Origin of the sequence: Parasedimentitalea maritima (assembly GCF_005771405.1) — a bacterium.
GTDB classification, from domain to species: domain Bacteria; phylum Pseudomonadota; class Alphaproteobacteria; order Rhodobacterales; family Rhodobacteraceae; genus Parasedimentitalea; species Parasedimentitalea maritima.
Map to the genome: position 1 here is coordinate 109,501 of NZ_VAUA01000003.1, position 20,248 is coordinate 129,748.

The 20,248-nt window shown below is 57.2% G+C and carries 19 protein-coding genes; 11 read left to right on the forward strand and 8 right to left on the reverse strand.

Features of this window, described 5'->3' with window-relative positions:
* From FEE96_RS06785 to FEE96_RS06830, 10 genes are all read left to right on the forward strand, one after another.
* The gene (locus tag FEE96_RS06785; RefSeq protein ID WP_138162267.1) at positions 1-279 is read left to right on the forward strand and encodes a VirB3 family type IV secretion system protein; all 279 of its coding nucleotides are present in this window, start codon (positions 1-3) and stop codon (positions 277-279) included.
* Positions 269-2,635 (forward strand): VirB4 family type IV secretion/conjugal transfer ATPase, encoded by a 2,367-nt coding sequence (locus FEE96_RS06790; RefSeq protein ID WP_138162268.1) that lies wholly within the window; start codon positions 269-271, stop codon positions 2,633-2,635. Before FEE96_RS06785 ends, FEE96_RS06790 begins: the two co-directional genes overlap by 11 nt.
* A gap of 143 nt (positions 2,636-2,778) precedes the next feature.
* Positions 2,779-3,927, forward strand: a complete 1,149-nt coding sequence (locus FEE96_RS06795) for a lytic transglycosylase domain-containing protein (protein WP_138162269.1) — start codon at positions 2,779-2,781, stop codon at positions 3,925-3,927.
* Positions 3,924-4,703, forward strand: coding sequence for a type IV secretion system protein (locus tag FEE96_RS06800; protein ID WP_138162270.1), 780 nt, complete (start codon positions 3,924-3,926; stop codon positions 4,701-4,703). The genes FEE96_RS06795 and FEE96_RS06800 overlap by 4 nt, the downstream gene beginning before the upstream one ends.
* A 4-nt stretch (positions 4,704-4,707) precedes the next feature.
* Complete coding sequence (locus FEE96_RS06805) at positions 4,708-5,358, forward strand: VirB8 family type IV secretion system protein (protein WP_138162271.1); 651 nt, start codon at positions 4,708-4,710, stop codon at positions 5,356-5,358.
* Positions 5,359-5,361: 3 nt separating this feature from the next.
* Positions 5,362-6,057 carry a TrbG/VirB9 family P-type conjugative transfer protein gene (locus FEE96_RS06810; protein WP_138162272.1) on the forward strand — a complete coding sequence of 232 codons (696 nt, stop codon included), beginning with the start codon at positions 5,362-5,364 and terminating at the stop codon, positions 6,055-6,057.
* On the forward strand, positions 6,050-7,363 hold the full coding sequence (locus FEE96_RS06815; RefSeq protein ID WP_138162273.1) for a TraB/TrbI/VirB10 family type IV secretion system protein: 1,314 nt from the start codon (positions 6,050-6,052) through the stop codon (positions 7,361-7,363). The genes FEE96_RS06810 and FEE96_RS06815 overlap by 8 nt, the downstream gene beginning before the upstream one ends.
* 2 nt (positions 7,364-7,365) lie before the next feature.
* Positions 7,366-8,361, forward strand: coding sequence for an ATPase, T2SS/T4P/T4SS family (locus tag FEE96_RS06820; RefSeq protein ID WP_138162274.1), 996 nt, complete (start codon positions 7,366-7,368; stop codon positions 8,359-8,361).
* Entirely contained in the window at positions 8,354-8,530 is a 177-nt protein-coding gene (locus tag FEE96_RS06825; RefSeq protein WP_171021633.1) for a DUF4177 domain-containing protein, read from the forward strand. The genes FEE96_RS06820 and FEE96_RS06825 overlap by 8 nt, the downstream gene beginning before the upstream one ends.
* Positions 8,531-8,550: 20 nt before the next feature.
* On the forward strand, positions 8,551-9,549 hold the full coding sequence (locus tag FEE96_RS06830) for a TrbL/VirB6 family protein (RefSeq protein WP_138162276.1): 999 nt from the start codon (positions 8,551-8,553) through the stop codon (positions 9,547-9,549).
* A 76-nt stretch (positions 9,550-9,625) separates the two neighbouring features.
* On the opposite strand, the gene FEE96_RS06835 is transcribed toward FEE96_RS06830, so the two are convergent.
* The 6 genes from FEE96_RS06835 to FEE96_RS06860 form a co-directional block, all read right to left on the reverse strand.
* On the reverse strand, positions 9,626-11,650 hold the full coding sequence (locus FEE96_RS06835; protein WP_138162277.1) for an AAA family ATPase: 2,025 nt from the start codon (positions 11,648-11,650) through the stop codon (positions 9,626-9,628).
* Entirely contained in the window at positions 11,640-12,182 is a 543-nt protein-coding gene (locus tag FEE96_RS06840) for a hypothetical protein (RefSeq protein ID WP_138162278.1), read from the reverse strand. Before FEE96_RS06840 ends, FEE96_RS06835 begins: the two co-directional genes overlap by 11 nt.
* Positions 12,179-13,507 carry an SIR2 family protein gene (locus FEE96_RS06845; protein ID WP_138162279.1) on the reverse strand — a complete coding sequence of 443 codons (1,329 nt, stop codon included), beginning with the start codon at positions 13,505-13,507 and terminating at the stop codon, positions 12,179-12,181. The genes FEE96_RS06840 and FEE96_RS06845 overlap by 4 nt, the downstream gene beginning before the upstream one ends.
* A gap of 188 nt (positions 13,508-13,695) precedes the next feature.
* Entirely contained in the window at positions 13,696-15,588 is a 1,893-nt protein-coding gene (locus FEE96_RS06850; RefSeq protein WP_138162280.1) for a type IV secretory system conjugative DNA transfer family protein, read from the reverse strand.
* The gene (locus FEE96_RS06855; protein ID WP_246079329.1) at positions 15,581-17,275 is read right to left on the reverse strand and encodes a relaxase/mobilization nuclease domain-containing protein; all 1,695 of its coding nucleotides are present in this window, start codon (positions 17,273-17,275) and stop codon (positions 15,581-15,583) included. Before FEE96_RS06855 ends, FEE96_RS06850 begins: the two co-directional genes overlap by 8 nt.
* Before the next feature lie 100 nt (positions 17,276-17,375).
* A complete protein-coding gene (locus FEE96_RS06860) occupies positions 17,376-17,966 on the reverse strand; it encodes a helix-turn-helix domain-containing protein (protein ID WP_138162281.1) in 591 nt (196 codons plus the stop codon).
* Positions 17,967-18,247: 281 nt separating this feature from the next.
* On the opposite strand from FEE96_RS06860, the gene FEE96_RS06865 reads away from it, so the two are divergent.
* Complete coding sequence (locus tag FEE96_RS06865; RefSeq protein ID WP_138162282.1) at positions 18,248-18,766, forward strand: hypothetical protein; 519 nt, start codon at positions 18,248-18,250, stop codon at positions 18,764-18,766.
* A 123-nt stretch (positions 18,767-18,889) separates the two neighbouring features.
* Here FEE96_RS06865 and FEE96_RS06870 read toward each other — a convergent pair whose 3' ends face one another.
* Both FEE96_RS06870 and FEE96_RS06875 read right to left on the reverse strand, forming a co-directional pair.
* Positions 18,890-19,093, reverse strand: coding sequence for a hypothetical protein (locus FEE96_RS06870; RefSeq protein ID WP_138162283.1), 204 nt, complete (start codon positions 19,091-19,093; stop codon positions 18,890-18,892).
* Complete coding sequence (locus tag FEE96_RS06875; RefSeq protein WP_138162284.1) at positions 19,090-19,968, reverse strand: ArdC family protein; 879 nt, start codon at positions 19,966-19,968, stop codon at positions 19,090-19,092. Before FEE96_RS06875 ends, FEE96_RS06870 begins: the two co-directional genes overlap by 4 nt.
* Between the last annotated feature and the right edge of the window lie 280 nt (positions 19,969-20,248).

Genomic DNA, 20,248 nt, shown 5'->3' on the forward strand with positions numbered 1-20,248 from the left:
ATGGCAACGCAAACCCGCCTCTTCTTGGGCCTGATCCGGCCGCCAAAGCTCATCGGCTTGCCGATCATTTATGCTATGGTCTGGCTCTTCGGGTTTGTGTTGTTGTTTTTATGGGTTCAGAGCTGGCCGGTGATCGTCATCGCCGCTCTGGCCTATCCAGCCTTATGGAAAGCGGCTGACTGGGATCCCGCGTTTCTTGAAGTGATGGTCACCGCTTTGCAGGAAACGCCACCGACCCCGAACCGCAAGATCCATTCGGGGGACAGCTATGCTCCGTGATCCTTCGGATGATCTTGTGATGCTGCCGGACTGGGCGCGCAAAGAGCGCCCTATGGCCAGCATGCTGCCCTATGTCAGCCTGGTGAATGACGTGACGATCCGCACGCGCGGCAATGCCTTGTTCCAGTGCATCCGCCTTGATGGCGTCAACAGCATGACCACCGATGATGCGCATTTGGAAAAGATCCGCGCGCTCTTCGCGGCGATCATCGCGCAGATCGGGCCGGAGTACAGTTTCTATGTGCACAAGGTCTCAAAAGCGATTGAGACCGCCTTGCCACCAGTGCCCAGTGAAGGGTTTGCCCAAGCTTTGGATGCCCGTTGGCATGCCGCCATGACGCGTGCGGGCCTTCGAGATAAAACACTCACGCTCACGGTGCTGAAACGTCCTCCCCTCGGCGCGCGGCTGCGCCTGAATCGTGCAGACTCAATCGCACAGCTGAAAGACCAGACGGCCAAGCAGCTGCGCAAGCTCGAAGAAGTCGTTGGGTTTCTGCTCTCATCTTTTGCCGAGATGAACCCACGCCTGCTTGGGGCTGAGAGCGGCGAACTGCTGGGGTTCCTCGGGGCGCTCAACATCGGCCAGGAACGACCGCTCTTCGCAAAATCCCGCCTTGGCATCATCGCTGAGGATGTGGCCAATACGCGGATAACGTTTCACGGGCGAGGTTTTACCCTTGACGATGGGTCGGCGAGCAAGTGGTTTGGTACCAGTTTCGCGATCAAGACCTATCCGGCCAAAACCAATTGCACCATGTTCGATGAGCTGAACCTGCCTGTCGACATGGTGGTTACGCACTCCTTCACGCCGATCAACAGCAACATCATGGCCAGCCGGATCAAACGCCAACAGCGTCTGATGAAGGCCAGCGATGATGGCGCGATATCTCTCGCCGAAGAGCTGGTCGACGCGCTGGACGATCTTGAATCCAAGCGGCTCAGCTTCGGCGATCATCACATGACAGTCACGGCCTTCGCGGAGACCGAGGAAAAGCTGGAAGCAATCGCCGCCGAGGTGCGCAACATCGCGGCCAGTGAAGGCGTCAATCTGGTAAACGAGAGTTTTGCGGCTCGGACCCATTATTTCGCGCAGCATCCGGGCAACGGGCAGATGCGCAGCCGCAAGGCCGCCATCACCAACACGAACTTTGCCGACCTCGCAGCGCTTCATCGCGGTCAATTGGGCAAACCCGGACACAAAGTACCTTGGGGCAAGCCGATTACTCTGTTCCCGACACCCGAACGCTCGGGCTTCCTGTTCAACTACCATGAAACGGGTCAGTCAGACAAAGAGCCGACAGGCGGGCACACCTTGATCCTCGGCCGCCCTGGCTCTGGCAAGTCGGTGTTGTCAGCCTTTCTCATGACCCAAGCCCGGCGCTGCGAAGCGCGCGTCTTTGTTTTCGACTATCGCGCTGGCATGGAAATGGCGGTGCGGGCCAATGGCGGGCGCTACAGCGCCATCAAGGCGGGTGAAGCGACAGGCCTAAACCCGCTGCACACCGAAATCGACGGGCGCGGCCAAGCCTGGCTTTCTGATTGGCTGGCAACACTGCTGCATCGCACCGACAAGCCCCTGAGCCCGGTTCAGATCAACCGCATTCAAGAGGTGGTGCGCCAGAACGCCGGAGCCAGCGACGCCGCGCTTCGCAACTGGCAGGATCTGGCCTCGCTCTTTGTGGCCGGGGCGGATGAAGGGGATCTGTTCGAACGGATCCAGGAATGGACCGCCGAGGGCCGCTACGGCTGGATCTTCGGTCAAAGCGCTGAGGATACCTTCTCGCTCGATGGTGATGTCGTGGGGTTCGACTTGACCGGCATTCTCGACAGCGAAAGCGAGAAGGAACGCATGGCGGTCCTGTCCTATCTGTTTCGGCGGGTGGAGCGCGTGATCGAGGATCGCAAGCCGACGCTGATCATCATCGATGAGGCCTGGAAGGCTCTGGATAACCCGTATTTTGCGGATCGGCTGAGCAACTGGCTCGTGACCGCGCGCAAACAAAACGCGGTCGTCGTTATGATGACCCAATACGCAAGCCAGCTTGAGAAAACCCGCATCGGCAAGACGATTGTCGAGGCCGTACCGACGCAGCTTTTGCTTCCCAACATTCGCGCCTCGGCCAGCGACTACACCATGCTGGGGCTCACTGACAAAGAGCTGAGCGTATTGCTCGGCACAGGCAGCAGCTCCCGCCTGGCACTGGTGCGTGATGATCAAGGATCGGTGGTAATCGACGCTGATCTGAGCGCCCTTGGCACTTACCTCACGATCCTTGGCGGCATGGAGAAAGGCGAAGCGCTGGTCGGCGCGGATTATCGCCAGAACCCCGAATTTTGGAGACAGATTGATGCGTAGATTGTTCGCCTTGACCCTCACCCTTTTGACCCTGACAGCCTGCGCGGAGTACCGACCGTCTGAAGCTGAATGCTTCAACTCCTTTGCCGAGGTGAGCCGCAGCAATTGCAATTTCGAGCCGCTCGGGCCGATTGGTGGACTGAGTGAATAGTTTTCGCCCGCATATCCTAGCGGGCTTGTTGTTGCTGGCCGCGCCAATTGCCTCGGCCCAAGGCGTGCCCACATTCGATGCGGGCATGTTCTTGCAGCGTGAGCGCGTGTTGCAGCAGGGCGAACAAGATCTGGCGCTGCAGCGGGATCGGTTAACCAAAGAGGAAGAGCTTGAAGAGCTCGAACAAGAACAACTCCAGGCGCTGGAAGACATCCTCGATGCCACGACGTTGGTCAGCGGGAATTCCGGCGAACTGATCGCGAGTTTGGAAGCTGGTTCATCACCTGAAAGCGCCGCAAACACGCTCTACGGTCCGGTCGATCCAAACCCCGGCGCTGCCCAGATGTTCGGCGATGCGTCTGGCTCGATCGAACAGCTGATCATTCGCGCCGCTCAAGAAACGCACCATATGTCCGGCGTGCGCGCTGCGGGTCTGTCGCCTAAGCAATGGCGCTGCCTGTTGCAGGCGCTGATCTGGCAGGAAAGCCGCTTCACCGTCGGCGCGCGCTCCCCTGTCGGCGCTTTTGGCCTGACCCAGATTATGCCCGGCACAGCGCAGGATCTCGGGATCTATCCAGCCTATTACGAAAACCCCTACATCCAAGTCGCGGGCGGCGCGCGCTACCTGGCACAGATGCTGGCCATGTTTGACGGCAACATCATTCACGGTCTGGCCGCCTACAATGCCGGTCCCGGCAATGTGCAACGTTATGCTGGTGTGCCGCCCTTTGCTGAGACCCAGCACTACGTGCAGGTGATCCCCGAACGCTACAATCTCTACCTTGCCCGCGTTGGCGGCGTCGATGCGCTCGGCACCATCGATCCCGTTCTGCTTGCCAACTCCACCATGAGCCTCACCTCTTTTGGCGCGGGGGTTTACGGTGACTATTCCATGGTCTCCGTGCGCGCAGCTGCCCTGCGCGTACAGGATATCATCACCCGTATTGGCGAGACCGATGACATTCATGCGGCCATGTCACTCAACACCTATGCGCGGGCAGAACTCGCCCGGCTGATCGCGATCCGCACGCGTCTCAAGGCCGCCCACACCCGTCCGCTTAGCGCGGCCGAGCTGGCCATGGCCTCGGCGCAGGCCCGCGAACAAGACTTCATGCAATTCGATCTGGAGGCACTCCGATGATCCGCTTTCTATCCACCGTCGCCACTTGCACGTTGCTGGTTGCCTCACCCGTATCTGCCCAAGGCGTTCCCACGGTCGACACACGCAACATCGCCCAAGAAATTCGCCAGCTGCAGCAGATGCTGGAGGACTTCGGGATCCAGACCGACCAGCTCGACACGCTTCTCGAACAGCTCGACCTGGTGCAGCAGCAACTCGACACACTCAATGAGACCTACGCTGCCCTGACCGGCGCGACGGATATCATAGAGATGGCCATGGGTGGGGACCTTGACGGCCTCCTCGACCAAGAATTCGGCGATCTGCTTGGCACCATCCGGCAAATCCAAAGCGGCAATTTCAGCGGTCTCATCGGCAACGCCGCCCCTCAAATGGAAGGCCGCATGACGCAAGCCCTGGAAGATGCTGGCTTTGACCAAGACAGCCTGTCGGACATGGCCAGCAGCGGCAATCCGGGAGCTGAGCGTATTGCCAGCCAAGCAGGAACCGGCGCGGTGATGTCGGCAGCCGCTGAGAACAGCTACGAAGAGGCCGCGCAGTCCCTCGAGCGGGTCGAGCAGCTTGTTTCGCTGATCCCGGACATGGAAACGCTCAAGGAAGCCGTCGATCACAACACCCGCGTCACAGCCGAGCTGGCCATTGCTATGACGCGCATGTGGGAGCTCGAAGCCATTCAAACCGTCGGCGCGGGCCAATCCGGGGTGGTGGATGCCGCCACCCTGGCCGAAGAGCGCCGCTACATGGACTTTACCCTTCCAGACCTGCGTGCGGACTGAACCGATGAGCAGCGAGGCAGAAATCATCGAAGAAGAGCTCGTGTACGGCGCACGACGACGCGAGCTCATGTGGCAGAAACTGGGGCTTACAGGCATGGCGTTTGGCATGGCAGGCTGCCTTGCCGCCGCCCTCGTGGCCCTACTCGACGTGGACCCGCCGCCCATGATCGTGCCCTATGATAGCGAAACCGGCATGGCCCTCCCCAATGCCGTGGTTGAAGCGGTCTCACTCACGGAACGCCCCGCTATTATTGAGGCACAGATCTATCGCTATGTGACTGATCGAGAGACATACAATCAGCTCGACAATGACGTGCGCGTGCGGCGGGTCCTGGACCAGTCGGACGGCGCGGCCGCCGCTGGACTGCGCGCGCTTTGGACCAGCGGCCATGAGGCTTATCCGCCGGATAGCTACGGCACAGATGCCCGCCTTGAAGTCGAAGTTCTGTCGATCACCCATATCAGTGCCAACCGTGCCCAGGTCCGCCTTCGCAAGCGACTGAATTCACCGCGCGGTTCTCAAAACGGGCTCTTCACCGCAACTCTGATGTTTGAGTTTTGGCCCGAGAATAGCCGGTCGATCGACGACGTCTGGCAGAACCCTTTCGGCTTCACCGTCACAGAATACGCGATCCGCTCGGATCGTTTGGAGTAACCAATGCGCCGCATATTCCTGATCCTCGCCCTCGTTGTTCCGCTCGCTGGCACCGCCTATGCAGAGACCCAGCCGCGCCAAGGTCCCTATGATGCCCGCGTCCGGCTGGCCACCTATCAAGATGGGCAGGTCTATCGCATCCGCACAAGCCTGACCCACGTGACCAGCATCGAGTTTGGCCAGGGTGAGACCATCCGCTCAATCATCGCGGGAGACACCGAAGGATTCCTTTTGGACGGCGTGCCCGGCGGTCAGGCCTTTGCGATCAAGCCGGTCTCGCGCGGCGCGCATACCAACATCACGGTCTACACAAATCGGCGCAGCTATTATTTCAACGTGACCGAGGCGAGTTCGCCGACTTTCTACGTTATTCGTTTCACCTATCCCGAAGCGGCACCACGGCAATCCCGAGTGGCCGCAAGCCAACCTGCAAACCACGCTTACGGCGTCAGTGCGCGATCCGAGATCACCCCACGCGAAATCTGGGACGACGGCACCTTCACCTATTTCCGTTTTGCCACGAACGCACCGCTTCCCGCGATCTTTCGTTGGTCTGGGGGCAATGAGCGGAGCGTGAATGCGCACGCGCGGCCAGACGGCGTGATCCGCGTGTCAGGTGTCAGCGATCGATGGGTTCTCAGGCTCGGCGAGGACGAGATTTGCGTCCAAGAGATGAGCGAGGCAAACCGCGATGAGTGAAACAGCTGAGCTTAAGAAGCGCCTCGAAGCGCTTGAAGGAAAACGACAAAACCCAATGGCACGGCCGTCTGTTGTCACTATCGCCCTGGGCATCGGGGCAATCGCCGCCCTTGGCGGCCTCTTGCTGTTGTTCTCTGGCGGCTCTGAACCCGAAAGCCTGGAAACAGCCTCACCGGATGAATTCCAAGCGGCAGGACCGGGGTTTGGTACGCTCGAACCCACGCCTGCACCGATTGAAACATCGCCACCGCCTGAGCCGGAACCAGCCAGCGAAACAGAAGAGCTGCGTGCGCAAATGGACGCCATGCGGTCCGAGCTCGAAGCCCTGCGCAACGCACCTGCACCTGAAGCCCCAACCGTCGACCTCGAGGCATTGGAAACCTTGGGCGCAGAGATCGACGCCCTGCGCAGCGAGGCAGCTGCAACGCAAACCGCCTTGCGCGAAGAGTTGGAAGAACGTGCGCGGCAAATCCAGCGCCTGCAGAACGATCTTGAGCTTGCACGCCTGGAAACCCCTCGCACGCCTGCGCCAACTGGCCCTTCGGCCGAAGAAATGCGCCTTCAGGAGCTCGAGCGGCGGCGGCAAGCCGAGCTTGAGGAGCTGCAAGCCCGTATCGCCAGCCCAATCATCGCCTTTGGGGGCACCGGAGGCGGCAACGATGAAACCGCCGCGCAGCAGCGGCGACTTGATGGCGACACAGAGTTTGTCCGCAACGGCGCTAAACCCGCTGACGTGACACAAGCCCTGTTGATCGTGAACCCGTCAAACACGGTCGTTCAGGGCACGATGATCCAGGCCGTGCTCGAGACTGCGATCGACAGCTCGCTCGCCGGTCAAGTGCGGGCCATGGTCTCAGAAGATGTCCATGCCTATGACGGCTCGCGGATCCTGATCCCGCGCGGGGCACGCCTGATCGGGCGGTATCAATCCGGCCTCGATATCGCGCAACAACGCGTAATGATCGCCTGGGACCGGATCATTCTGCCCAGCAACCAGACCGTCGAAATCAGCGCCTTTGGTGGTGATGAACTAGGGCGTTCCGGCACGACCGGTTTCGTTGACAGCCGTTTTGGCACGCGGTTCGGGTCCGCAGCCCTGATATCGTTGATCGGAGCCTTGCCTGCCGTGGCGGCCCAGAACACCGAAGATGAAATCACCTCTGATGTGCTCGAGGGCATTGGCGAAGACCTGCAAGACAGCGCCCAAAGCGTGATCGGCGAATATCTCTCCGTCTCGCCCGTGATCTACGTCGATCAAGGTGCCCGGGTCACAGTGATGGTCGACCGCGATCTGGAGATTTTCTGATCATGGCCGCAAGCTATCTGCAAAGCTCATTGGACAAAATTCCCGAGGCGCGTGATCCGAAGCTGATCGAGCTTTGCATAAATCCTGACAGCACGTTGTGGGCCGAGTTTCAGGGTGATCACTTCATGCGGTCCCTCAGTCGTCGGCTCTCGCCCAATGAGATCAAAGACCTTGGCAATCAGATTGCCTCCGCTGCGAACACCACGCTCAGCCGAACGAAGCCCATCGTCTCGGTCAGCATCACCTACCGCGACCGCCCAATCCGAGCGCAGGTCATCCAGCCTCCCGCCGTTGATGGCGGTTACGCGATTTCCCTGCGGTTCTTCGCCGATTTGCCATTGGAACAGATCAAGCTTTCTTACTTGTTCGGAAAAGAGCGCAGCAACGAGGGCGCAAGACGCAAGCGCAATGCCGAGCTGCGCGATGTCGTGGCCACCGGCGATATCGACGCCGCGATCAAGTTCTGCGTCACCCACAAGCTCAACATGATCGTGTCCGGCGGGACCTCGACCGGCAAGACCGTCACGGCGCGCAAGATCCTCTCCTTCGTGCCCACCGACGAACGTATCATCACGATCGAAGAGGCCGCCGAGCTACGTCCGACGCAGCCCAATATCGTGACGCTGATGTCTGATCGCGATGAAGCTACGCGCAGCGCTGATGTCCTGCTGACCTCCACCCTGCGTATGCGGCCAGACCGTATTGTCCTGGGCGAAGTACGCGGCAAAGAGGCCATGACATTCCTCGAGGCGATCAACACCGGCCACGGTGGCTCACTCACCACGCTCCACGCTGAAACCCCTCAGTTGGCGGTCCAGCGCCTGGCTATCGCAGCTCTGAAAACCGACGTGCCGATGACTTACCAGGATATGAACGACTACATCACTCGCTCGATCGATGTGATCATCCAGGCCGGTCGCCATGAAGGCGCGCGCGGCATCACCGAATTCTACCTGCCGGTCGATCCGGCCCATTCAAAGGAAACAGCCCATGTTTGAATACAAGATTGAACTGATCAACACCGCCAAAACTAAGCCCCCGAAGATCGAAGCGCAGCTGACCGCCCTTGGACAAGATGGCTGGGAGCTGGTCTCGGTCGTGCCGGATTTCGACGGCGAGCACATCCTGAAAGCCTTCCTGAAACGTAGCACTGGTGACAGCGCCTAAATCCAACCGAGGAGGATCCGATGGGCGTCGTTACTTGGATGGTTGAGACAACCGACAACTTTCTGGAAGACGCGGCCCAAACCACTTTTGGCAACGTCGCCGGGCAGCTTGGCGGTGTCATTGCGGTGGCCTCGACGCTCGCCGTGATCGGCGTCTTCCTCAACATGGTGTTTCAATACAAATCCATGGATGGGCGGACCGCCTTCTGGTTCGCCCTCAAGCTCATGCTCATCTCCCTGTTTGCGATGAACTGGGTCCAATTCAATGCCGTGGCCAGCGCTCTCACCAACGGGCTTGACCAGCTCGCGGGCGGCATGGTGGCAGGACTTGGCGGGGGCGGTGCAGGTGCGTCCTACTTTGCCGAGGCCTTCGACGATCTCATCGAAGAGTTCGGCGACTACCTGAACGCGGCCGGTGACAACATGCATTGGATGGCCGGAGCCCTGATCGGCGCGATCGGCGCTTTCCTCCTTGGTGTGATCGGCGCGCTCTGCGGCCTTGTCCTGATTTTCGCGAAGATCATGCTGGCCTTCATGATCGGCATCGCCCCAATCATGATCGCGCTTTCGCTGTTCGACGTAAGCAAGGACTACTTCCACCGCTGGCTGTCTAGCACAGTGTCATACGCGCTCTACCCTCTCGTAATCGCTGGCGTGTTTTCCACCGTCGTCGGCATGTCCCGTTCCCTCATGACCGAACTTGGCGATCCCTCGGGCGCAAGCAACATCGGTGCGCTGGTACCGTTCTTCATGATGATGTTCCTCGCAGGCGGCATGATCATCGCCACCCCGCTGATAGTACGTTCGATATCAGGCAACTTCATGATGGCCGGGCCGCCGAGCATTCCGGGTCCGGGCGGTTTCACCAAAGGCTTGATCGGCACCAAAGGCTCGCGGGCGCGGGCAAGGTTTGGGACCAGGTCGAACGCTGAAATTGCGGGGGCCGGGATACGGCAGGCAGGCAATGCGACCGTTTCGATGGTTCAGAGGGTGGCTGAACGGGCGAAGCGGTTGGAGTGAAATCGCCACTGGTGTCATCCACTTTCAATCTCGATGCCACAGTGCGGCGATACTGAACTGGTCGCTCGACGTCCAATCACCCAGTTAGACCAGATGGTTGGTTGAGCAGTACAGACAGACGCATGGGGGCCAGATCCTTTTGCTCGACTACTCTGACTCTTCCGTTTTCTCCAATGCCTAACTGAAGACGTTTGGCTGCCCCTGGCCCTAAAACCGGCATCTTTCTGCAGATCAGGTCTGCTAACGCCGGGTCTTCAACCGCGCAAATAACTTGCCTACCTTCAGAAACTAGCTGTCCAAGCAGTTCTGAGAGATGAACACTTCGGAAATCGTCTATATGTTGAACTGGATCGTCTAGCATGATCGATGACCATCGGCTCCATGCCATGGAAAGGTTCACAGCAATCAGAAAAGCAAGGCCAGTCGCTCGTCTTTGTCCGCTTGAGTAGACAAATTGCGGGTTGATATCATCTCCTACACTGAAACTGAGATGGCGTCTAAGCTCTCCACGTATCTTGTAGTTGATCTCCTGAAAGTTTGGATGCGGCCGCAAACGCGCATAGAGTTCTGTGATTAGTGGAAGAATTCGATCTAACCTTTGATTCAGTGCGTCGTTTGCGGCTTTTCGAACAGAGTCATACAGTTCTTTCGCGTCGGCTTCTTTTTGACGAGCCCGAGACAAAACTCGTTCCGCTTCGCGGTCACGTGCAAGTTTTTCTGCGTAGGCATTAGAAGCGCGATCCAATGAGGCTGACAGACCAGTCAAATTTAAATCAGGAAGTACATTTCTTAGTCTCTCGCTCCGACCGGTAAGCTCTTCCAGCTCAGCGGTCAGACTACTTCGATTTGTCTCAGCAGAAAAACCGTTATCTTCAACTATTTTTGTCGCTTGCGTGATACGCCGAACATGGCTGGTCAAGCGCTGCTCGAGACGATCCTTGCTCTCATGCAAGTTTTTGAGCTTGAGCTTTAATTCGGTTACTTCTCCCCTAAGCTTTGTTTCTCTTGAGATTTCGGCATTGATGGCTTCCGCGCTTTCTCTTAGCGCGGCTATACCTGAACGATACCGGGAGAGATCAATGTTGGATTTGCAAAGCGGACAAGTATTATCCTCACAGCCAATCTCTTCGCCCAGCATAGCCAGCTGGCTTAAACGTGATGCCAAGGTATCTGAGGAGGCTGACAAATCGATTGAAGCCAAAGTAGCTTCCTTCGGTTGAAGCTCGCCCCTAACTTCCTCAATATCAACGTCAAATCCAGCGACTGCTGCTTCGGCCTCTACCTTCGCCTGTCTAGCATCGACAAGCTCGTCGTACCTGTCCAATACCAATCGAACCCTCGATATTTGAGAATGAACGCGTTCCAATTCGCTACCGACTAGTTCAAACGCCTCATCTACCGGCAGTCGAAGTCCCATCACCTCTTCAGCATCTCTTAGTGCTACCTGCACACGACGGTCACTCTGTGCTCTAGATCGCGTACTGTCCAATTCGTTTTGCGCCACTGCGGCATCGGTTTTTGCCCGTTCCGAGCGTTCTGCAGCAGCCTTCACCTCTCTCTTTGTTGCCTCATGAATTTCCTTAGCTTTCGCTATCCATTCGTCCGCACCAATTGCTCCAATAGCGGAGCTCAAAATTGAATACCGTTCTGTCTCTTTAAGGTCCAAACTCAATGCCGCAATGTGCTCGTCACGAATGATTGTCGACGAACAAACTTGTTGCAATGCGGCCGCTGGAGCCGCTTTTTCGTCGAATAGCTCCTTGGCAACCAGTTCAATATTTTCGGCAACCTCTGGCTGGAGGCTGCTTCTGGTGACAATAGTTTCGACCCCATCTAGAGTGAATCCAACAGATACATATCTCTCGTCAGGACCGTCACTCTCGCCAAGCCACCAAATATAATCGTCGACTGTCTCTTGATTTGCCTTTGCATCCTGATACTTAGCGATCGAGCCAGTTAAAGCGAACTCGACAGCGTCAAAGATCGAGCTTTTCCCGACGCCGTTTCTGCCGTCGATTATGGTTGCGTCTGATCCGAAGTTAATCCGAACGGGCTCGCAGTAACCTCGAAAGCCGGACATTTCGACAAACTTAAGTTTCATCCGAACGCCCCATCAATCTCAATACCTCTGAATTAGGCGCATCCAGAAGGAAAGCGTCGACTGCCTTAGTCGGCAAGCCGGCCGAACGCGCCCTGATTTCTGCGACCATGTCAACGACACCTAGAACTGGAGGGTTCTGAATCCTAAGAAGCGGCAGCAGACCTTGCCTTATTCCATCTTCGTCCGCATTCACCCCTCTCGCGATCTTTCTGGTTCCGGACAAATCCTCTTCGATCCGCGCAAGAAGCGCTACAGCGCTTTCATCCGGTCGCTCGAAAGCCAAAAACACTGAATATGCATTCCAGGCTTTGTCACCGGATGACCTAATCTGAAATTGAAACATTGAAAGTGTTTTTTCGCTCTCGGCTCTCCAGCTACGCAGCAGGCCGCCTAGATCTGAATAGCAATGGATGAATCCAAAGCTCACGCGGTTTTCAAAAGCAAGACAGTTGCCATTCTCTACTTCGACAATGGAGCACGAATATTCTGCTTCTTCCAAAACAGACGAAATCAAGTCGAGCTTGGCCTTCATATTCCTAGCTCCTGTTCTGCCTGCTCATCCGTAAGAAACCTTGAGGATCGACTTCTCACCACATTTGTTGGCCTTCCCGAACGGGCGATATCGGATTTGAGGCCAAAGTCTCTCGCACCGCATGCGATCGTTATGTCTGGGGCACTTAACGGGGAGGACTCTCCAGCGTGCATTTTTTCGAATTCGTTTAGAGCTTTTCCAGAAGCACGTACCACTCGAACCTTTTGCCCATTGAGATACCAGAGATTTCCCTCCAGCACTGCCCCCGCATGTCTTAGAATGATGATCATTCGTCCAACCGTGGCTGCATCAACAGGCTGACTTTCCGTACATGGTCCGCCTGGGTCAACTCCTTCGAGATCACGCCTAATCGCCCAAAGTTGATCGACGTTTGCGTTTGGCGGTTCGCAATTATCAAGAGCCGCTCTTTGATCATTGGTATCCTCCAGTAACTGATTGCCTGACGTCAACGCTCGCCGAACGAAGCTAAGGGACCATTTTCGACGCAATTCGTTAAGGAAATCTGCTCCAGAGCACTGAACATGGTAGAATCCACCACTTGCTCGTTCCCCAACGTTGAACAATGCGGGTGCCTTTCCTGCCAGATCTGCGGTCGAACTTGGGTCTACGACAACTACATTGCTTGGATTAACGGCACCCAAGCATCTCTCCAATAGCGAGTTCAAGTAGTCCCAATCAGTAAAGTAACCGACAACGATGAGGTCGCGGTTAAGCATTTGTTGCTCAATCCACTGAGAGCAGTCGGCGATCCTGCTCTGGTTCGGTTCACATTGCAATTGGCTTGGTGCCCAAACGGTTTGTCTGGGATCAGATTTCCAACATCCATGAATTTTTAAGAGCGGCGCTTTGGCAGGATAAAATGCGGCAGCGTCATCTCTTCGGGTAGCAGTGACGATTCCACCGTAGAGTTGATCACCAGCGAATTCTATCAATGCATCAACGTTTGTGCTTACGGCAATTTGAGCCGTCTTGGTCAGCAGAAAGTCAGCGACGGCAATGTGGCCAGCATTGGGAGGAGCCGAAAAAGTGTTGATATCTACGAGCTTTGTTAGGTATGTGCTGGCAAGTCGCCCCTGCGCGTGGAAGAACTCGGCCTGCTCTTCGATGTCGTCTGATAGCGGGTTTGCTTCGGCACCATAGATAGCATCGTATTTGCGTTTTGCCGATGCGGCCACTGACCACGCGCCAGGAATGTTACTCGGATCAGCCATCGAAAGGCCTGCGCCACAAATCAACGCCAGCCTCTCCTCGACTATTGCGTCGAAAGCAAGCTGTACTCCGTCGGCCAATTCCTTATTTTCCAATGAAGCCTCGAAAACAAATGTTCATCAAACAGGTCTGCTGTTGGGCCAAGTTCACACGTAAAAAGAGTGGAATCAAAGTATTTCGTCGGACAGCGCGAGCCGCGGCAAAAAAAATTAGGATAACCCAACAGCTTGACGGAGCGGTAGGACTTCAGTTTTTGGGTAAGATCAACGTCATCTTTAGCTGATTATCCCCGAGCGGCCTCCTCCATAAATCTCTCAACTCGCTCTGTTCCAGCCTGATACTCGCCCAAACTCGGCTCGTCGTCGGACGCCACCCTCCGCTCTTCGGTGGCCAAATCATCGATCTCTTCGCGCCGTTTCCCTTCAACTTCAGGACCATCACCCGAAACCGCTGTCGGCATTTCAAGCGCCCCAATCTTAGCCTCCAGCGCCTTGATCTGCCCCTGAAGCCCGCGCATCTGGTCTCCTGCTGAGGGATATGGCAGATCGCCGCTTTGCTTGTCGAAGATCTGCTTAAAGAACCGATCCTCATAGTATTTGATCCGCTTGGCCCGCACGGGCATTTGCGCGTCAACCACCAGAACGATGTCACCAAGGTCCATGCGCCGCACCTCATCCTCTGGTAGCAACGCGGTCTCTTCGGTCCGCTCAGACATGCTGCGACCAGCGAAAGGGTTGCGGCCGACCGATCGTGATCGGGTCACAACGCGCTTGGTAGTTTTGCCGACGGCTTTGCTGAGCTCTTCGATGGTTTTTTCGTCTGAGGGGGTCAGATAGAGCTTGATACCCGCGTTGCCCTGAAGGGCGCGGCGCGCATTTTCTCCGTAGATTTCATCTAGTGCCGGGATCGTCTGAGTGACGATCGCGAGGTTGGCTCGGTAGGATCGCAGAGTTTCGATGCTATCGAGCACAATCGGCATTTTGCCCAGGCGATTGAATTCGTCGAGCATAATCATCACTGGCCAAGGTTCGTCCTTGCCGGGTTCATGGTCTTGCAGCGATGCCAGCAAATCCGAGAAGAACAAGCGGATCAACGGCGCGAGCGGTTTCACCATCAGCGGCTCGACCACAAGATAGACGGAAATTGGCGTCTTACGGATATCGCTGAAATCAAAGTCTGAGGTTGCTGTTGCACGGTCGATTGCAGGGTTAGACCATTGCTTGAGGCCCGATGTCATTAGGAGTGACAGGTAGGACGTCAGCGTGTCGTTGTTGGTCGAGGCCATGCGCATGAAGATCAACTTGGCAGCTGGATTGACCACCTCGTCGGCGCGGCGGCGATATTCCTTCTGCTTGTCACCGCCTGATGCGGTGATGCGGTAGATCTCGCCTAGGGTCGGCCGCTTGCGCTCAAACGCTAAAAGTCCCGCAGCCACGAACAGGTCAATCCCGCCATCAAGGAGCCCCTGAACACGGTCGTTTTCGGCTTGCAGATACAGCGACGCCAAGAGCTGCAACTCCATCTGCTGGCGGTCGACATTTTCTAGCGCCGATATCCGCAGCAATGGGTTGTAGCGGTGCGAGCGGCCGTCCTTCCAATCTGTGGGCGCAAACCGAAAGACCTTGTCACCCTGCATGGCCCGATGGCGCGCCGTCGCCCCAAAGTTTTCGCCCTTCACGTCCAGCACCACCGCACTGCCCTGATAGGTCAGAAGGTTCGGGATGACGAAACCCGTGGTCTTGCCGCGACCGGTTGGGGCCACGATAAGGGCATGGGGAAAGACCTTAGACATGACGAAGGGTTTTCGGCTAGTTGGCTTGCCCATTTTGCCGAGGACAAACCCTTGGCCGGGCTTGCCGAAAAAGCCGTTCCGCTTCATCTCTGACATGTACTGCCAATGGGTTTCACCGAATTTGGTCAGCGCGTCGTTCATCAACACAGCACTTAGCAAAACACCGGCGCAGGTGCATATCCCGACGATCAAGTGAACGATCTGCATATCGGCCGGATGGGTCGCACGAAGCCCTCCATAGCCGCGCGCCAGCATCAGAAAATCGATATCCGCGCCGACCCCGAACCAGCGGAACGTCAGAAAGGCCGACGCCAGAACATAGCCCAAAGCCGCGCCCAGAGCAGCAAAGCTCATGACGCCGAATGCGATCCGCGCCTTACCCATGCGTCACACCCTTTTCGCCATCGGTATCGACGTGCCGCTCGCGCTGAACATCAATTTCTTCATTGGCGATCTCATCAAGGACATGCTCCATCGCCACACTGTTCGCCAGAGCGGCGTCGCTCTGCAGATAGGCCTTGGCCGCATACAGCCGGTCCAGCCGATCGCCCACGTGGTGCTCTAGCGTGGTTTCATCGCCGATCGCCAAGTCGGGGGCCTGCTCTTCACCGACTAGTTCCTCCAGCTCGGCCCGCAAGGTCTCGCGCTCCAGGTCGCTGCGGAATGGATCTGCGGTTGGGTCGTCCCTCATTCGGCTAAGGATTTCTGATGTGGTCGGCGGCAACCTGTCGACCACGCCTTCCTGCCGGTCGGCCTCTACCGCCCCACTGTCTTTGAGAACCTCCCCCTCGGCCAAAACACGGCCCAGATCGCTGTGCACCTGGTCGAGACGGTCAATCGCCTTCTCCAGCTCATCGGCGCGAGACAGGTCAAAGCCCTCCTTCTCGGCAATCGCCTTCAAATCCTGACCAAGCCATTGCCGCTCCAGCGCGGCATTACCTGCGCCCATTTCGACGCGACGCGTCACCTCATGCGCTTCAATGCCAGTGCCTTTCAAAGCCTGTTCAAGACGTCCTGTGAGCGCGGGATCCTGCAGTGCACTTTCGGCGTCGGCCTGAATGTTCGCGGTCGAATAGATCCCACTTTTGGACGCATCTTCGAGCAAGATGTGGGACTGCGCTCCCATTGGGCTCAGATGTGACAAAGAGCGATAAATGTCGTTCAGCTCATGCTCCAGCGCGGCGCGCCGCTCCACCGGGGCGTCCGCTACGATGCGTTCAGCTTGGTGGATCTTGTCGTGAAAGGCATCCACGACCTCATCAAACGAATGCTGTTCTTCGGCCATACCATATACCTTTCCATCTGCTTCAATCGGTTTGCCCTGCGCCAGGAGCGTCGCGGCCTTGTCCAAGGCTGCTGCAATGTCATGCTGGTTTTCACGCGAGGCCTCGGCAGCCAGGCCGCGATAAAGCCGCGCGTTCTGCGCCACCTCACGCAAGGTATGGTCGAGCTCTGGACCAACGCGCTCGCGCTCGGTCAGCTTTTGGCCCGTGGCTTCCACGCGACGCTGGTCAACATCGCTCGGCCTCTTCGTCGTGATCCCGCGCTCGAGCTTTCGCGTCGCCTCAAGGCGCAGCCCATAGCGGTCCGACACCTCAACCATCGCCTCGCGAAAACTGTCGTAGTTGAAGTGGTGCCCTTCCTTCAGAAAGAAGAACTCCCCATCCTTACTGCGCCGGTTCAGAACGATATGAGCGTGCGGGTGGACCCGGTCTTCATGAACGGCAGCGACATAGTCGAAGTGGCTGCCTTCACCCTGAAAGAACCGTTCGCAAATTTCGCGCGTGATCTCGGCGACATCCTCGCCGCGCGTCCCAATCGGGAAGGCCATCAGGAGATGTGAGGTGTGCCCGAGCTTCGGGTGGAACCCCTCATTCCACTGCGCCGAAAACCGACGTGTGACCTGCTCAATCTCTTTACCTGACAGAACGCTTTGGCCGTCATAGGTGCCACGGCTGTCGATGATAAAGCTCGACTTGGTGGTCAGGTATTCCAGCTGGTTGCGCAGCTGCGCTTTGTTGTGCGTGCCGCCGTCGCGAATGGCTTTGAAGATCGCGGGTGAATGCCCCATGGCGGCGCGCGCCATCTGCTTTGCGCGGGCGCGCGGGACGCTGCCGCGAATGCGACTCCAGTCCCGATCGAAGAAGGCCTCCTGTGCGGCGGCAACGGCGCTATTCCGGGCCATCGGCAAAGCCTCCCAGTACGCGGGCAACCTCGCCAGACAGCGCGCTTCGTCGGCGCTGCGCCATGTCCTGAACCTGGTCGGCGATATCGAAGATCAGCCCGGCCAAGGCGCGGACTTGGCCATGGGCAGAATTGCCATAGGGCGGTGTCTTGCCCTGTCGCTTTGCCTCATTCAGGCGCTGTGCAATCTGGTTGATGTTGTTGCCGGTGCGATTGAGTGAGGCCGAGAGCCCATGCATCTGATTGGCCAGTTCATCGTCAGGAACGAAAAGATCGTTCGCCGCATAGATCAGCCGCCGCAACCCGTCGGCGCGGCTGTTGATATCATGCCGCGTCAGCACCGCATCAAAGCTCGCAAGCTCTCTTGGCGTGAGCCGGACATTCACCAGTTCTGAACGCACGCGTGCATCCAACTTGCGGCTTTGATCGGCCTTCAATGTGTAGAAGATACTGCGGGTCGTGACGCCGAATTCGCGGGCCAGATCCTCGATCGCCACCCCTTCGGCACGCTTGCGCACGATGGCAAAACGCTGGTTTTGCGTCAGTCGCTTGTGCCGTGGTGCGCGCGGTCGGCCCATGTGAAGTAATCACCCCTATTTCTTGCCAGCATCATACAGGCAGCCCTGTTATGGCATTTCGCCATAATTGATGCAATATTATAATATTGCATCAACTGCTTGTATTCCGTTTGGAGCAGCAGCGTGCTGCTGCTACCGGTGGGTGATGGACAGATGTACCAAAACGCCAGTATGTTCCCCGATGCGTGCTACGCTGCTCTTGCTTAAGAGGCGCGATTGACTTGGTACAGAACGCGAAGCTGCAACTGCCTAAAATCGAATAGACAAGAGATTTCCGAAGTATGAGTATTTACGATTTTATCAGCCAAAACCTTCTAGCGACATATGGGGCGGCTGTAGGAACGATTGCCTTGGCGCTGAATTTTATGCGCTACCGTCACGCCATCACGGGCTCAAAAATCCGACTTCAAATCGAGGTGCTCACAGAAAAAACCGAAGAAGCGTTTCAAGCACACCTCAATCCCCCAGCAGAAGAGCTGAGCTTCTCGAGTGCTCCTACCTCCTGCATCACCCATAAAGTAAAGGTCCGTAATGTCGGCGGCGTGACCGCACATCTGCAAGACGTGTGGGTTGAGACACAGAACGGAAGAAAAAACGCCACGATGCCTTACGGCGGTAGTCAGCAAAACATTTACGGGGCGGTCTCTGAGCGCGGCAACGTCGAAATCGCTCCTCGCTCCTCTCATTCTTTTTCTGTCTTCTCCACAAAAGAGGGTGGATACCTAGAAATCAAGAGCGCCCACGCAACCGACGAGACTGGCAAAAGCTGGCGAACATCTCGCTTTAAGCGCCCCACTTAATTCCGATTGGGCCGGATATTGACTTAGAAAAACAGCTGACGCGACCATCGGAAACCACATACCCGCTGTTGACCCAGTGAACGCGGTTGCCCGTGTCCACTGCCGTTTTGATCTCTTCCAAAGTCATCGCAACGCCTCCTCAAGGATTGCGAGAGCCCCAAGACAATCGTCGATATAGGGCTGCTCCTCGCCATCCAGATCGTTCAGCTCCAACCGGTTCAACACCGTGTAAAGCGTGGCGCGCGCCTCGCGGGCGGCGCTCCGCAGGCTCACGGTATCGTCCAGACGCGCCGTCGCAAAATCATCGCTGTGATAGTCCGGTGTCATGCTGCCACCTCCTTGCTTTGACCTGCTGCGTGCAAGACAAAATCAGCTGCCTTTTGCGCCTCAGACGCCGCACGAAAAATCGCTCGTTTGTCGTCTTTCAATGCCTTCAACCAGCCCTCAACATAAGCCGCACTTTGGCCAAATTCCGGCGCAACCCCGATCCGCGCTCCAAGGAAACACGCGCCAATCTCGGCTACCAGTTCTTCGAATGCATAGGCCTCACGGTTCGCAAATTTCTTGATCCGCTCAAGCCGCTTTTCACTGCCAGTCCAATGGATCACCTCATGGGCCAACGTACCATAGTAGCCTGCCGCATTGTGAAAGGTGGCAATCGGCGGCATGTGGATGTGATCTTTGGCGGGGCTGTAATAGGCGCGCGGGTTGTCACTGGTGAGGATCTCCGCCCCTGTCCGGCTGAAGAACGCCTCAAGCTCTGGATCTTCCGTCGTGCCAAGGTCGCGTGGGGCCTCGGGCCGGATGTAGTAATCCTCCGGCAACCCCTCGATCTGATCTGCATTGAACACGCGATAGGCGCGCGCATAAGGCAGCTCCTCCTCGATGCCCAATTCGTTCTCTCTGATGAACGTCCCGTATTTGACCACGGTGGACGACGTTTCACCTTTGCGGACTTGGCCGCCCAGCTCTTGCGCCTGTTTGTAGGTCATCCAGCGGCTCGAAGCATAGCCATGCTTGGCCGCCATGACCCAGAGCAGCAGGATATTAATCCCGCGATACTCCTCGCCGTTGTGTCGGGTCGGCAGGGCAATGCCGGACGCGCTTCCGGTCCACGGCTTGCGCCATGGCGGCGTGCCTGCCTCGATCTCTGCAATAATGGTGTCGGTGACGTGGGCATAAACATCAAACTTCGGTGCCATTTGTGGCCTCCTCGATCAAAGTTACGCGGTTGAGGCTTCGCGCCCCCTTCCGCCGATGGGCTGCGCCTCGGCCACCTGATCTGACCGAATACGCATGTATTCGGCGGAACAGAGTGGGAGAGGGCAAAGCCCGACCCACGGCCCTGAACGGGGCTGTCAATCGGCCACATTTGCGAAGAAAATGTCTGCCCCAAAATCAGACACCAATTTGTCCCGCGAGGAATGGCTCGCCCGCGAGACAGGGGAAATTGTTGGCTGATTTTAGGGATGGACTAAGGTT